Raw genomic sequence first — 14744 nt, forward strand, 5'->3', positions numbered from 1 at the left:
TAACCTTGGAAGTATGGATTTTGTATGACGGATCCAGGAGAAATTGTAACGAATAAGTCGACAATACTTGTTCACGTCCAACTAGCGCGAGTTTGACGAAGGGATTTTATGGTAGGCAAGTCTTACCGTGAGAAAGCTGAGTCAGAGTTTTATCCGTTATATGGTCAAGTGAATAAGTGCACACGGTGGATGCCTTGGCAGTTGGAGGCGATGAAAGACGTAGGAGCCTGCGAAAAGCTTGGGGGAGTTGGCACGCAAACATTGATCCCAAGATGTCTGAATGGGGAAACCCACCTCTTAGGAGGTATCTTGCACTGAATCCATAGGTGTAAGAGGCGAACCCGGGGAACTGAAACATCTAAGTACCCGGAGGAAAAGAAATCAACCGAGATTCCCTTAGTAGCGGCGAGCGAACGGGGAGCAGCCGAGAATTAATGATTTAGTAGAACAGTCTGGAAAGTCTGGCGATAAAGGGTGATAGCCCCGTATACGAAGGATCATTAGTTCCATATTAAGTAGGTCGGGACACGTGTTATCTTGACTGAAGATGGGGGGACCATCCTCCAAGGCTAAATACTCCCAACTGACCGATAGTGAACCAGTACCGTGAGGGAAAGGCGAAAAGAACCCCTGTGAGGGGAGTGAAATAGAACCTGAAACCGTGTGCATACAAGCAGTGGGAGCTCTTCGGAGTGACCGCGTACCTTTTGTATAATGGGTCAGCGACTTATTGTCAGTGGCAAGGTTAACCGTATAGGGGAGCCGTAGAGAAATCGAGTCTTAATAGGGCGTCGAGTCGCTGGCAATAGACCCGAAACCGGGCGATCTACCCATGGGCAGGTTGAAGGTGCCGTAACAGGCACTGGAGGACCGAACCGACTAATGTTGAAAAATTAGCGGATGACCTGTGGGTCGGAGTGAAAGGCTAATCAAGCCCGGAGATAGCTGGTTCTCCCCGAAAACTATTTAGGTAGTGCGTCATGTCTCACCCACGGGGGTAGAGCACTGTTTGGGCTAGGGGGTCATCCCGACTTACCAACCCCATGCAAACTCCGAATACCGTGGAGTGCAATCATGGCAGACAGACGGCGGGTGCTAACGTCCGTCGTCGAGAGGGCAACAACCCAGACCGCCAGCTAAGGTCCCAAATACCAGTTAAGTGGGAAACGATGTGGGAAGGCTTAGACAGCTAGGAGGTTGGCTTAGAAGCAGCCACCCTTTAAAGAAAGCGTAATAGCTCACTAGTCGAGTCGGCCTGCGCGGAAGATTTACCGGGGCTCAAACTGGTAACCGAAGCTGCGGATCCGTAAGGATGGTAGGGGAGCGTTCTGTAAGCCTGTGAAGGTGTGTTGTAAGGCATGCTGGAGGTATCAGAAGTGCGAATGCTGACATGAGTAACGACAAGAGGGGTGAAAAACCCCTCCGCCGGAAGATCAAGGTTTCCTGTCCAACGTTAATCGGGACAGGGTTAGTCGGCCCCTAAGGCGAGGCAGAAATGCGTAGTCGATGGGAAACAGGTTAACATTCCTGTACCGACTGTTACTGCGATGGAGAGACGGAGAAGGCTAGGCCGGCATGGCGTTGGTTGTCCATGTTTAAGGTAGTAGGCTGGGGACTTAGGCAAATCCGGGTCCCTAAGGCTGAGAGCTGATGACGAGTTCCTTTTGGGACGAAGTGGTCGATGCCCTGCTTCCAAGAAAATCTTCTAAGCTTCAGGTAACAGTTGACCGTACTGTAAACCGACACAGGTGATCAGGTAGAGAATACCAAGGCGCTTGAGAGAACTCGGGTGAAGGAACTAGGCAAAATAGTACCGTAACTTCGGGAGAAGGTACGCCGCTGACGGTGAAGGGCTTGCCCCGTAAGCTGTTGGTGGTCGAAGTGACCAGGTGGCTGCGACTGTTTATTAAAAACATAGCACTCTGCAAACACGTAAGTGGACGTATAGGGTGTGACGCCTGCCCGGTGCCGGAAGGTTAATTGATGGGGTTATCTTCGGAGAAGCTCTTGATCGAAGCCCCGGTAAACGGCGGCCGTAACTATAACGGTCCTAAGGTAGCGAAATTCCTTGTCGGGTAAGTTCCGACCTGCACGAATGGCGTAACGATGGCCACGCTGTCTCCACCCGAGACTCAGTGAAATTGAAATCGCAGTTAAGATGCTGTGTTCCCGCGGCTAGACGGAAAGACCCCGTGAACCTTTACTACAGCTTTGCACTGAACTTTGAACCTACTTGTGTAGGATAGCTGGGAGGCTTTGAAACATAGACGCCAGTTTATGTGGAGCCGTCCTTGAAATACCAGCCTGGTATGTTTGAGGTTCTAACCTAGGTCCCTTATCGGGATTGGGGACAGTGTATGGTGGGTAGTTTGACTGGGGCGGTCTCCTCCCAAAGAGTAACGGAGGAGCACGAAGGTTGGCTAATCATGGTCGGAAATCATGAGGTTAGTGTAATGGCACAAGCCAGCTTGACTGCGAGTCAGACACGACGAGCAGGTACGAAAGTAGGTCATAGTGATCCGGTGGTTCTGTATGGAAGGGCCATCGCTCAACGGATAAAAGGTACTCCGGGGATAACAGGCTGATACCGCCCAAGAGTTCACATCGACGGCGGTGTTTGGCACCTCGATGTCGGCTCATCACATCCTGGGGCTGAAGCCGGTCCCAAGGGTATGGCTGTTCGCCATTTAAAGTGGTACGCGAGCTGGGTTTAGAACGTCGTGAGACAGTTCGGTCCCTATCTGCCGTGGGCGTTGGAAAGTTGAGAAGAGTTGCTCCTAGTACGAGAGGACCGGAGTGAACGAACCTCTGGTGTTCGGGTTGTCACGCCAGTGGCACTGCCCGGTAGCTATGTTCGGACGGGATAACCGCTGAAAGCATCTAAGCGGGAAGCCTCCTTCAAGATAAGCTTTCCCTGGGGCTTGACCCCCTAAAGGGCCGTTGAAGACTACGACGTTGATAGGCTGGGTGTGGAAGCGCTGTGAGGCGTTGAGCTAACCAGTACTAATTGCCCGTGAGGCTTGACCATATAACAGAGCAAACTCTGTTGAATGAGTTGAGTCGATAATTGTTCGATACAATCATGAGTGAATCTCACTAGCTGTTGATAACAGCGCGGATAAGTGACACTCGCTGTGAATGCAATGGAAAAAACACTTTCGTTTCCCCTTATTTGATGACACCGGGCACCTTTGTGGTAAGACCGAGGACATCATGCTGGCTCACGGGTTGTTTTGTGAGCGAGGCAAACAGTTTTGGCGTAAGCCATACCGGTTTGCCTGACGACAATAGAGCATTGGAACCACCTGATCCCATCCCGAACTCAGACGTGAAACGATGCATCGCCGATGGTAGTGTGGCGTTTCGCCATGTGAGAGTAGGTCATCGTCAGGCTTCTAACAAAAGCGCCCTGGTTCGAAAGAGCCGGGGCGTTTTACTATGTGCTATGAAAAAATGTGTTCCGGGCCTGCCAGTGACCTACGGTCATGGAGACTCGCACCACCCCTGGTGCTCGGGGGGGGGGTGCCAGCGCCCTAACTGGTTTTGCGAAATTTCTGCGGTTACATTGCTAGCTTCTGGATGTAACATACAGTTACAGTTCATCCTCTCTAATCTCCGTACCCTTTTACGCCGCGAATTCTACCGGTGGAAATATAATGCGTTTTGTCTGGCTCTGTTTGATTGCCCTTATTTTTAGTCACGCCCCTGCAAAGGTGCTCGCGACGGATATCGCTGGTGATGTCCAGAGTGCGGGCATGCGTTTCAGCGAGGACGGCGGATACTGGGAATTTGGGCTTGGTATAGGTTATATCCATAACCCTTACAACACGCGCCAGGAACAAGATTTTGCGGATCTTTACGGGGATATTGAGGGTAGTGCGGTTTTTCGTTATCGCGGTTTATTTCTGGAGGCCGTACAGGACACTCAGGACGGTGTGAACCTGGGTTATAACCTTTGGCAAGACAAACGTTGGTCGGTAGATTTCCTCGCCGCAAGCGCCAACCGATTTTATGACACAGAACTAGACACCAAAATTCAGTCGAGCGATGATGAAGAAACGCGCAACCGGAAGTTGTACAACCGACATAGCTTGTACATGGGCACCGGCGTGCGGGTTTCTCACTACATCGATGATTATGTTATCCAATATCGGTTGGTGACGGATACTCTGGACGATAACGGCTTGATGAGCACTTTGCGTCTGGGGCGCGGTTGGCAGTATCGAAATTGGAATTTTCACGCAATTGCCAGTGTTGGCTACACATCAGAAACGACTAACAACTACTGGTTTGGGGTTGACTCGCGTGTCGCCACCGAAAAATATCCTGCATATCGTCCAGGTTCCAGCGTTTCGGGCAGTCTGCAGCTTGGATTGGCAAAACCGCTGACTGAAAAGTGGGTTGTTAAAGCTTTCGCTGGCTGGATCCAACACACCAAAGAAGCTAGAAACAGTCCATTTGTTGACGATAGTGATGAGTTTTATTGGACGTTGTCCATTAACCGGGTGTTTAGCTGGGAGATGTAGCTGAGACATGGATGTTAAACCCTGGGTTAGGATGCTTTGCTGTTTGCCGCTAATCGCAGTTTTTAGCGTTGGGGCTGATGATTCTGGAGCTTTGACGAAAACTCGCGAAGATGTCCTCAACGCCAAGCCCAACCGTTGTATCGCATTGCGGCAAGGCCAGTTCTGCTACCAGAAAGTGGAGTTTCGCTGGTATGTAGACGGTGCAACTGAGCATTGTCTGTACCTGGAATCACAGGAAGCGCCACTGGTGTGCTGGCAAGGTACCAAACTGCACAAGTATGACTATGAGTTCAAAGCGCTGCAGGGGCAAAAATTCTTCATTCGTGATGAAGTGTCCGGCGATAAGGTGGCCGAAACAGCAGTCGATGTCGCATGGGTATACAAAAGTGGCAAAAAAGTGTCGACTGGCTGGCGCTTATTCTAAAGTAGTGGAACCACTGCAGACTGTTTTAATGCAGCTTGTTTCGCGATCCATTTACTCCCTCCCTTTCCCCTCGTTAGACGATTACTGCATTGGACTCGTGGATTAATGTATTGCACGGCACTTGTCCGCTACAATAGCGGCCTTTTTTCGCGGAACTCCCATTCGGCGAAAGCTTTTTCATATTAGTAAGGTTTTAACCCCATGGCCTCCAGTCAGCTTGCCAAAGAAATCGCGAAACGACGAACCTTTGCGATCATCTCTCACCCCGATGCCGGTAAAACAACAATTACCGAAAAACTGTTGCTATTCGGCAATGCCATTCAGTTAGCTGGGTCGGTGAAGGGAAAGCGAGGGCCACACGCAAAATCTGACTGGATGACGATGGAGCAGGAGCGCGGAATCTCCGTAACTTCATCGGTGATGCAATTCCCCTATAAAGAGCGTGTGGTTAATCTCCTGGATACGCCTGGACACGAAGATTTCTCGGAGGATACCTACCGAACGCTTACCGCTGTGGATTCTGTATTGATGGTGATCGACGGTGCGAAAGGGGTCGAAGACCGTACCATCAAGCTGATGGAAGTCTGCCGTTTACGTGATACCCCAATCTTATCGTTTATCAACAAAATGGATCGCGATATTCGAGACCCCGTAGAAGTGATGGACGAAATTGAAGACGTACTCAAAATTGCCGCTGCGCCGATAAACTGGCCGATTGGTATGGGGAAGGAATTCAAGGGTGTTTACAATTTGTACACTGACACCATTCACCTATACGAGCATGGCCAGGGGCATACAATCCCTGAAGATATTCAGATTAAAGGCCTGGATAGTGAAGAAGCGAGCGCACTTTTGGGCGCTTACGCTGAAGATGTTCGCGAAGAAATTGAATTGGTGCGTGGCGCCACTCATGAATTTGATCTGGATGCCTACCATGCTGGTGAGCTGACCCCCGTGTTTTTTGGGACGGCGCTGGGTAATTTTGGTGTGCGGGAAATGCTGGATGGCTTTGTCGAGTGGGCGCCAGCTCCTCTCGATCGCGACACCGCGGAGCGTAAGGTGGCCGCAGACGAAGATAAATTTTCTGGTTTTATATTTAAGATTCAAGCCAATATGGACCCGAAACACCGCGACCGTATTGCGTTTATGCGCGTATGCTCAGGGCGTTACTCGCAAGGTATGAAAATGCGGCACGTTCGATTGGGCAAAGATGTCAAAATCGCGGACGCCGTAACCTTTCTCGCAGGGGATCGAAGTCAGGTAGAGGAGGCTATCTCGGGCGATATTATTGGTTTGCACAATCATGGCACTATTCAGATTGGGGATACCTTTTCAAGTGGCGAGATTCTTAAGTTCACAGGTATTCCCCATTTTGCGCCAGAGCTTTTTCGACGTATTCGCTTAAAAGACCCTTTGAAAACAAAACAGCTACAGCGGGGTTTGCAACAGTTGTCTGAGGAAGGTTCTACGCAGGTTTTTTTCCCGTTGAACAACAACGATATCGTGGTGGGGGCAGTTGGTGTGCTTCAATTTGAGGTTGTCGCGTATCGTCTAAAAGATGAATACAAAGTGGAAGCGATTTACGAGCCGGTGAATGTGAATACCGCGCGTTGGGTGGATTGTTCTGACGATAAAAAATTGGCTGAATTCAAACGTAAATGCTCGGATAACCTGGCGTTGGATGGCGGTGGACACCTGACATATCTCGCTCCAACCAGAGTAAACCTTTCGCTTAGCGAAGAGCGTTACCCCGATGTTGCCTTCCGCGCGACTCGAGAGCACTAAGGAGATCGCGTGTGGGCCTGTTTTCAAGGAAGGACACAGAGTTATTACCTGAAATGCCAGCAATTGTGCCGAGGGCTGGTGGTGCCGCCAGGCGTTGGCTTGGTCGTACTTTGTTGCGCCTCTCTGGCTGGCGCTTAGAGGGCGAATTTCCGCACCACAGGCAAATGGTTCTGGCTGCCGCGCCACATACATCCAACTGGGATTTTGTGATAGCCATGTTTGTGATTATGGCGCTGGGTGTGCGAGTCTCTTACATGATGAAAAAAGAAGCGTTCTTTTGGCCTTTTGGCGCTCTCTTTATGAAATTGGGCGGAATACCGATTGACAGAAAAGCGGCAACGGATGTCGTTGAGCAGGTAACCCAGTGGTATCGCGACCACGAAAAAGTGTGGGTGGTCATTACACCCGAAGGAACGCGCGCAAAGGTCTCGCGCTGGAAAACCGGTTTCTTGCGCATCGCCGATAGCGCCCAGGTGCCGGTGTGTCTTGTCGCCTGGGACTACCCGTCAAAAACCATGCATATTGGGCCTGTCTGGCCCGTTAGCGGCGACTACGAAGCGGACTTAGCGTCGATACGCGAATATATCTGCACGCGCTACACCGGTCAAAATCCGGAAAATCAATAGAGTAAGAGCATCGGAAACTACCATGGAAACTCACTCCCCTATCGCGCGTTTTTTATTGGGACTGGCCGCATTTGTGGTGGTTGTAGCGGGTATGAAGTCCGCAGAAACTCTGCTGGTACCCTTCTTGTTATCACTTTTTATCGCAGTTATCTGCACACCGCCATTGATGTGGTTAAAAGGGAAGGGGTTGCCGGGATGGCTTGCGATGTTGATCGTAGTTGCGAATGTCGTCGTTTTAGGAGTGCTAATAGGGATTGTGGTTGGGGCCGCAATATCCGATTTTAGAGCGGATTTACCGCTCTACCAGGCGCGCTTGTCAGATTTGACTGGCGGGCTTATCACACGGCTTTCAGAATTAGGCTTGCACGTTGATCCTACCCAGATTCGCTCTAGTTTCAATCCCGCAGCTGCACTGTCACTGGCTGGCAACACCTTGGCTTCGCTGGGTAATCTGATGACCAATGCCTTTCTTATATTACTGACAGTTGTGTTTATTCTCGGCGAGGAAGTGGGGTTCTCAGACAAATTACAGAGCAGTTCGCGCAATTCTCAGAAGACCATCAAAGCGATCAATCAATTCAGTGCAGGTGTTAACCGTTACATGGCGATTAAAGCGTTGATGAGCTTTTTGACCGGCACGCTAATTTTGATTTGGCTTTGGATTCTAGGTGTCGACTACTTCGTACTTTGGGGGTTGCTGGCATTTCTGCTTAACTTTGTTCCGACTCTTGGCAGTATCCTTGCCGCAGTCCCTGCGGTTCTATTAGCCGTGGTGCAGTTAGGGGTTGGCGATGCGGTTCTGACCGGACTCGGATTTCTTATTGTGAATTTCGGTGTCGGTAATATCATCGAGCCGCGAATGATGGGCAAAGGCCTTGACCTTTCCACCTTGGTGGTATTCCTCTCGTTGGTATTTTGGGGTTGGGTGTTGGGCCCGGTCGGCATGCTATTGTCGATTCCGCTGACCATGACCGTAAAAATCGCGCTCGAAAGCTTTGACGACACCCGTTGGATTGGCGTTTTGCTCAGTTCAGGGCGCAGCGTCATTAAAACGCAGATGACCTTATCAATCGGTGCTTCCAGTAAAGAGAAGTGATTTTTCTACTATTTTTTGCCGAGATAATTACTGTTTATCCAGATTAATATTGTATACCCGGATTGGATGCACTTTAAAAACCGGCTTTAATTCGCGAAGCTTTGCTTTTACGTTGATGAATGATTTCCAATGCTGCAGCGCGGTAGGCTTCTGCAAGTGTCGGGAAATTGAAAACGGTTTCAACAAAAATATCGACAGGACTGTTATTAATCAGCGCCATTTGTCCAATATGGATTAACTCTGTTGCCCCTTCGCCGACAATCATAATGCCCAAAATAGTTTTACCATCCGTATCGCAAACAATTTTGAGCATGCCGTTCAAAGCACCGGAAATCTGTCCGCGAGCGATTTCATCAAAGCGTGCAATACCGACAAACACATCGCCGAATTTTTCCCGGGCGTGTGTTTCACTTATCCCAACGGACGATAGCTCCGGTATTGAATAGATACCCGCAGGGATTACGCTGTGTACCAGTCCGCTGGTTATTTCAAGCGAATTACAGGCAGCTCTGCGACCTTGTTCCATTGATGCGGATGCGAGTGAGGGAGGGCCGATGACATCTCCGGCTGCGTAAATACCGCGCACCTGGGTTTCCAACTGATCGTCGACATCAATCAGACCGCGGTCGTTGAGCTCCAGGCCAGCATTGCCGATTTCTAATTCTTTGACGTTCGCCACTCTGCCTGCAGCACATAGCAGTTTTTCGCTGCGCACCTCTGTGCCGTTGTCGCACTCTGTAATAACAGCATCCATGCCGTTCCAATAACAGCGGGTGACTTTGGTATTGCCTTTCCAGGTACCGCCCATCTGGGTAAAGTCATTCAAAAACGTCTGGGTAAGATCGTTATCGAGAAAACCCAGAGGATGTGGGTATTTGTCGATCATAGTCACGCTCACACCTAGCGCCTGGAAAATCGAGGCATATTCACTGGCGATAACTCCACCGCCGAGCACAGTCAGGCTTTTCGGCAGGTACATCATCGACAGGATCGAGTCGCTATCAAAAAGGTGCTCGTGGTCCACGGGAATGTCCGGCGGTTTACGCGGGTGAGAACCTGTGGCAATTAATATGTGGCCGCTGCTGTAGGTTTGCTTTTCTCCCCGCACGGACTCCACCTCAACATCTTGGGGGGAGAGAAACCTTGCCCGGCCATGTATCAGATTTACCTTTGTGCGCTCGAGTTGCTTACGCATGTATTCGTCATGCGCATTAAGTACGTTGTTCAGCCGGGTAATCAGCGTGGCGAGTTCCGTATCCTCTGCCAGTTTGAAATTGGAGAGCTGAGCGTTCATCCGCATGTTGCGAACGCGGAGAGCATTTTCTCTGAGCGTTTTCGATGGAATTGTGCCGCGTTGCACACAGGCACCACCGAGCTTACGCGTTTTTTCAATCAGTGCGACGCTAGCGCCGGAGCGCGCAGCTTCTACGGCAGCTTTCTGGCCCGCGGGGCCGCTGCCAATCACCAGCATGTCGTACGCAATGGGTTTGTTCACGCGCTAAGCGCCTCCATGGCCGATTTCACCGCGTCCTCTTTTTCCAGAATTTCTTCTACCTCGTCCTGGTAAAGATCCAGGTCACCAAGTACTGCCTGGCCTATTAATTCGCCTCGAGTCATACAGCCCTCGTCGCCGGGCCTGCACATAAAATGCGATGCAAAGAGAGAGCCTGCGCAGGCAATCATAGTTTGATTTTTAGCTTCGCCAGCGGCGTTGTAGTCATCGAAGTAGCGCACGACTTCCACTACTGTGCTTGGCATTTCCCATTGTTCGACAACCTTGACTCCAATGGTGCGTTGAAATTGATTTTCAAGCGCGAAGAGCACCGGCTTTTGGACGGGAATTTCGAGCTTTTTCGCTTTGGTGATTATTGCCTGGGTGGCTACCGGACGGCCGATGTCGTGCAATAACCCAGTAAGAAAAGCCGCTTCGACGTTGCGGCGGCACGCTCGTGCAATTTCTTTCGCCCACAGCCCGGAAAGCAGTGAATGGCGAATGACGTACTGGATGTGATCGTCGTATCCGGGTGCATTGAACAGGCTCGAATTAATGGACGCGCCAAGTGCTATTTCGGAAATCAATTTCATACCCAAGCGCGCAATGGCTTGCTGCAGAGAAACCAGCGAGGCATTCGGGGTATAGAGCGCTGAATTGGCCACGCGCATAACGTGGCCCGCGAGAATCTGATCGCTTTGGATTAATTTTGCCAGCTCGGCCGCATCTGAATCGGCATCTTGAGCGAGTCGAACAACCTTCCCTGCAACTTCCGGCAGCATGGGTACGTCTATCGCGCCGGTATTTACCAGTTTTTCCATGGCTCGCTCCAGCGCTGCCGCGCCGGGTTGAGGGGAGACTTTCGCGCTCGTCATATAAGCACCTTAGATTAACGAATTGAGGCATAAAAACATTGGGGCATTATTTAAATCTAGCACGTACGCGCCAAATTACACGTTCATTACTGGCGCCCAGCAATTGGTAAAAGCTATAGCTGTGGGCTATGTTGAGAGGGGTTGCAAAGATTGCAGTACGTTTATGTGCACGTGTGCACAATGGTTGGGAAAGGGATACAGAATGAATCGTCATAAAATTCTGATGATTTATGCGGGTGAGCTATCTTCGATGGGGGCTCAGATCGCGGACCAGTTTGAAGCTGATCGGTCGGCTAGCGTAGAGGAGGGCTTGGCGTTTCTGAAACAAGGGAGTGTCAAAGCCGTAGTGTATGATGCGATCCCATTTACCGGGCCAAGTCTCGACGATTGCACATTACTGCTGCAAAGCGAGCATATCGCGGGTGTTCCGTTGTTGGTGCTTTCTGATCGCGGTGCGATAAAAGATCGCCTGAAAGCTTTCGAAATAGGTTGCGATGACTTTTTGGATAGTGCGATGGGTTGTGATGAAGCCTGCGCACGGATTACGAAAAGTATTTTTCACCAGATAGCACAGCAACAGCTCAAGAGCCGGCTTACCGAGGCCAATGTCACTGCACACACCGCGATGGCTGATAACAGTGATCTGGGTGCGAATATACAGTTTTTACTGGCAATTAATGATTCCGACAATCTGGACGAACTCGGTCAGCAGTTATTCTCGACGTTACGACGTTATGGCCTCCACTGCAGCTTGCAGATGCGCAGCGTGATGGGCGATAAAAACATGGAAGATCATGGTATGGCGAAGGACCTTGAGTCTCTGCTGTTAGCTCAGCTCGCCGATGGTGGTCGTTATATCGATTTTGGTAATCGCACAATTGTGAACTACGATAAGGTGTCGCTACTTATCAAGAATATGCCGGTGCAGGATGCGGACAAATACGGCGCGGTGAAAGACAACACTTTTGCGTTATTACAGGGTGTTAATGCCCGAATACGTGCGCTGGAAGATCGCTATCGTCTGGTACAGGAGAAAGCATCACTTCTTAAATTATCCGAAGATGTTGGGATGGTGATGGTTTCGCTGAAAGATTCTTATCAACAGGTGATGCGCGATATCGTTAACGAGGTGGAAAATGTCGCCGAGCTCATTCAGTTAAAGTTGCCCGCACTGGCGCTATCCGAGGCGCATGAACAGTTTCTTGAAGAAGCCACGTTGCGCGTAGTAAGTGAAACAAATCGCGTATTCAACGATGGCCTTAAAATCGATGAGTGTTTCGAGAAACTGGAATCCGCGATCGAAAGCAGTCTTACCTCTGTGGAAACCCCGGCCGAGTTCGAAAGCAGTGCCTCGCGGGTAAAATCGGGTAATCAGACAGACAGCTCTATCGATTTGTTTTAGTACTTGTTGATTTTCAAACCCGCACACGCTCTTAAAGCGCACTCAAGAGTAGCGCCTGCTGTGTTTGTCCTTTGTCCCTCCTCATGAATCCTATTGCTTCGTGCTGCTTTTCGGGCTTTGTTACAGAAAGTCATGCAAATCGGTCATCTATCTTCGAGGCGCCCCACACCTTATGTGTGATAAGTTGCGTGTCATTCTCAGCTAGATTCCTAATATCAAGCAACAGTGTTAATATGCGGGAGCTACCTTGGCGCATTTGTCAACGCATGCCCCAGTGGCATAGGAGTCTACTGTCACTCGGCGCGCGGTATGTGGGCCAGTTGAGCGCGGGGGTTGTTCGTTTTTTGCTTGAGCTTTCCTACCAACCAATCGTATGAAGTTTGCAACTTACATCTATGGATAATAAAGACCTTGTTTGGGATCTCGACGCTTTTCAAAAGCGCAAGCGAGCCCAAGACTTTGTGCTAGGTTTTGAAAACCAACTATGTGTGTATTCCGGATCTGTTGAGCAGCTTTATACGAATTACAACATCTTTTTTCCGAAAGAAGAGAACCGCAAACTCGTTATCTTGCCGAACCCTTATGCGCATCACGACACATTTCAAGGGATTGGTGAGGAGGTGGTCAAGCCGACGGGTTTGTTTATCGTACCTTCGGACCCTACCGAGGCCACAAAACGGTTGAGTATCATCCTGCCGTTAAAGGCCGCCCATGGTGGGGCTGGTCGCCCAGTGCCGTTGGAAATTGGGTTGAAATTGATCAACCAGAAGCGCCCCCCAAACAGACCCTTTCTTCCTGTGTTAGTAAAAGGCGACCTCCGTGAGCTGGATTCGGATACACCCTGCTTACACCTTCACATGCTGAACCTCGCGGCTCTTCGGGGGCTGTCTATGCTGGAGTTGAAGGATATTGAGCGCGTGGTGTTGGAGCGATTACACAGCCTGGCCGCCCGGCGCAGCTAGCCCTAGCGACTGAATAATGTGCAGCTAAGCGTCAGCCATTTTGATGTTGTCGTTCGCCGGTTCTGTCTCCAAAGAAAATTAGCGCGAAAAAAAACCGCCATTGCTGGCGGTTTTTTTGTAGCTGATGGGGCGTTATTCAGAACGAATTTTGAACACGACAGGCAGAGTAAACGCAAAAGTTTCTCCGCGTAAATCTTCAGGCATTGCGGGGAATGGGCTGGCCCTTTCCGCAGCCTTTTCCGCCTCTTTGGTCAGTGTTTTATATTCTGACTCCTCTACCACAATGATGTCTTGAACCTTGCCGAACCGGTTGATGGTGATGTTCAAGCGCACGTTACCTTCCCAGCCGCGGTCAAGTGCGCGTTTGGGGTAATTCAGGTACTTGTAGGTGTGGCGCTTGAGTTGCGCAATGTAAAGCTGCTGTTGCAACAGGCTTTCAGCGGTAAAGTCCAGGTCGTCCTCTTCCTCTTCTACCGCGTCTGCATCCAGCAATGCTTGTTGCGGCACAGGCGTCGGTTTCACTGTTGGTTTAGGCGTAGGCTTGGGTGATGGTGAAGGTTTCGCGGCAGGGACGGGTGTCGGCGTAGTCTCTACGGGTGCTGCGGAGGCGAGATCGGGTGTCACAACCGGTTTGGTTGCTACCACGCCAGGCGAGGTAACGGCTGGAGCGACCGCGACCGGAGCTAAGGTTACCTGTGGCTCTTCCGTAGCAACCTTGGGTGCGGGTTGCTCTTGATTCGATACGGCGGTTTTCACAGCGGCAATTCGGTCCTCGCTGGGAACTGTTGAGTCGAAACGAGCGAGCAGGCCTGCATCAATATCTCCCGCCACCAACAATCCATCTCGGAACTGCGATGAAAGGGGGACTGGGCCAATTAAAGTGCGCAGTAACAGGTCGAAGAAAGCGACGCTGTTAATTTCGCCAAGCTTCACGCTATTCAAGTAGATAGTTACAGCGTCTGTACCCCGGTCAATGGTGAATATATCGCCTTCCATTAGCTTTATTTTCAGCAGGTTACTGAATCTGGCCATGGCCTCCGCGTTCTCTGACAGTTCGCTTGAGCTGGAGTTAATCGCCATGCCCTCAATCCACATTCGCTTGAAGCTGCGCGAGGAGACTCGCGGCGCAACAATGCGCACCTGGATTTGCTTGGGTTCGTTGTTAATCAGAATGTCGCGACCATCGGTGGACGGATTTGCAACCAGAAGTGCAGCTATAAACTGCTCTTTGCCGAGCTCAGTATGTATCGCGAGGCCGTTAAGCGCTGGCGCAGCCAACGCTTTGCCCGCGAGTAATAGCATGGCTAGCAAAATCAATGATTTTGGGATTGTCGGTATTCGCATATAGCACCCGTTAGTTAGTATTCACTCACTTTTAATAGTTTTTTATCGCTGCGTACCAGCAGCCTAACGTAACCGCATGTCGGGCTATTCGGATGAACGCAGGGCGCGGATGGAGGATGTATCTGTATTAAAACTAAAGTACCACTTTACACAAAATATACCGCAACTCAAGCGAGTTAGGCCGAAATTGCAGACAAACGTCGTTCTGCTGC

The 14744-nt window shown here is 50.4% G+C and carries 10 protein-coding genes and 2 rRNA genes; 9 read left to right on the top strand and 3 right to left on the bottom strand.

The window, feature by feature from the left end:
* Positions 1-162: 162 nt before the first annotated feature.
* The 7 genes from TERTU_RS03045 to TERTU_RS03075 all read left to right on the top strand — a co-directional run bounded on the left by TERTU_RS03045 (position 163) and on the right by TERTU_RS03075 (position 8457).
* Positions 163-3028, top strand: a 23S ribosomal RNA gene (locus tag TERTU_RS03045).
* A gap of 249 nt (positions 3029-3277) precedes the next feature.
* A 5S ribosomal RNA gene (gene rrf / locus TERTU_RS03050) occupies positions 3278-3393 on the top strand.
* Positions 3394-3656: 263 nt separating this feature from the next.
* Entirely contained in the window at positions 3657-4526 is an 870-nt protein-coding gene (locus TERTU_RS03055) for a MipA/OmpV family protein (RefSeq protein WP_015819765.1), read from the top strand.
* Between the two features lie 91 nt (positions 4527-4617).
* Positions 4618-4950, top strand: coding sequence for a DUF3019 domain-containing protein (locus TERTU_RS03060; RefSeq protein WP_228378252.1), 333 nt, complete (start codon positions 4618-4620; stop codon positions 4948-4950).
* 201 nt (positions 4951-5151) lie between these two features.
* Positions 5152-6735, top strand: a complete 1584-nt coding sequence (prfC, locus tag TERTU_RS03065) for a peptide chain release factor 3 (RefSeq protein WP_015819801.1) — start codon at positions 5152-5154, stop codon at positions 6733-6735.
* Positions 6736-6788: 53 nt separating this feature from the next.
* On the top strand, positions 6789-7361 hold the full coding sequence (locus TERTU_RS03070) for a lysophospholipid acyltransferase family protein (RefSeq protein WP_026160632.1): 573 nt from the start codon (positions 6789-6791) through the stop codon (positions 7359-7361).
* A gap of 22 nt (positions 7362-7383) precedes the next feature.
* Entirely contained in the window at positions 7384-8457 is a 1074-nt protein-coding gene (locus tag TERTU_RS03075) for an AI-2E family transporter (RefSeq protein ID WP_015816948.1), read from the top strand.
* A gap of 73 nt (positions 8458-8530) precedes the next feature.
* Here TERTU_RS03075 and sthA read toward each other — a convergent pair whose 3' ends face one another.
* On the bottom strand, positions 8531-9952 hold the full coding sequence (sthA, locus tag TERTU_RS03080) for a Si-specific NAD(P)(+) transhydrogenase (protein WP_015818464.1): 1422 nt from the start codon (positions 9950-9952) through the stop codon (positions 8531-8533).
* Positions 9949-10824, bottom strand: a complete 876-nt coding sequence (locus tag TERTU_RS03085) for an HDOD domain-containing protein (protein WP_015820193.1) — start codon at positions 10822-10824, stop codon at positions 9949-9951. The genes sthA and TERTU_RS03085 overlap by 4 nt, the downstream gene beginning before the upstream one ends.
* Positions 10825-11026: 202 nt before the next feature.
* On the opposite strand from TERTU_RS03085, the gene TERTU_RS03090 reads away from it, so the two are divergent.
* Together TERTU_RS03090 and TERTU_RS03095 are read left to right on the top strand one after the other, a co-directional pair.
* Positions 11027-12226, top strand: a complete 1200-nt coding sequence (locus tag TERTU_RS03090) for a response regulator (RefSeq protein WP_015817508.1) — start codon at positions 11027-11029, stop codon at positions 12224-12226.
* Positions 12227-12621: 395 nt separating this feature from the next.
* Positions 12622-13188, top strand: a complete 567-nt coding sequence (locus tag TERTU_RS03095) for a hypothetical protein (protein ID WP_015819826.1) — start codon at positions 12622-12624, stop codon at positions 13186-13188.
* 132 nt (positions 13189-13320) lie between these two features.
* On the opposite strand, the gene TERTU_RS22330 is transcribed toward TERTU_RS03095, so the two are convergent.
* Entirely contained in the window at positions 13321-14532 is a 1212-nt protein-coding gene (locus tag TERTU_RS22330) for a TonB family protein (protein WP_015818867.1), read from the bottom strand.
* Between the last annotated feature and the right edge of the window lie 212 nt (positions 14533-14744).

Origin of the sequence: Teredinibacter turnerae T7901, from assembly GCF_000023025.1 — a bacterium.
In the GTDB taxonomy this organism is placed as follows: domain Bacteria; phylum Pseudomonadota; class Gammaproteobacteria; order Pseudomonadales; family Cellvibrionaceae; genus Teredinibacter; species Teredinibacter turnerae_B.

What these genes read in the sequence shown, in the direction of transcription:
- TERTU_RS22330 (WP_015818867.1), bottom strand. Translation starts at nt 14,532, where the DNA reads ATGCGAATACCGACAATCCCAAAATCATTGATTTTGCTAGCCATGCTA.
- TERTU_RS03085 (WP_015820193.1), bottom strand. Translation starts at nt 10,824, where the DNA reads ATGACGAGCGCGAAAGTCTCCCCTCAACCCGGCGCGGCAGCGCTGGAG.
- TERTU_RS03090 (WP_015817508.1), top strand. Translation starts at nt 11,027, where the DNA reads ATGAATCGTCATAAAATTCTGATGATTTATGCGGGTGAGCTATCTTCG.
- prfC (WP_015819801.1), top strand. Translation starts at nt 5,152, where the DNA reads ATGGCCTCCAGTCAGCTTGCCAAAGAAATCGCGAAACGACGAACCTTT.
- TERTU_RS03070 (WP_026160632.1), top strand. Translation starts at nt 6,789, where the DNA reads ATGCCAGCAATTGTGCCGAGGGCTGGTGGTGCCGCCAGGCGTTGGCTT.
- TERTU_RS03075 (WP_015816948.1), top strand. Translation starts at nt 7,384, where the DNA reads ATGGAAACTCACTCCCCTATCGCGCGTTTTTTATTGGGACTGGCCGCA.
- TERTU_RS03055 (WP_015819765.1), top strand. Translation starts at nt 3,657, where the DNA reads ATGCGTTTTGTCTGGCTCTGTTTGATTGCCCTTATTTTTAGTCACGCC.
- TERTU_RS03095 (WP_015819826.1), top strand. Translation starts at nt 12,622, where the DNA reads ATGGATAATAAAGACCTTGTTTGGGATCTCGACGCTTTTCAAAAGCGC.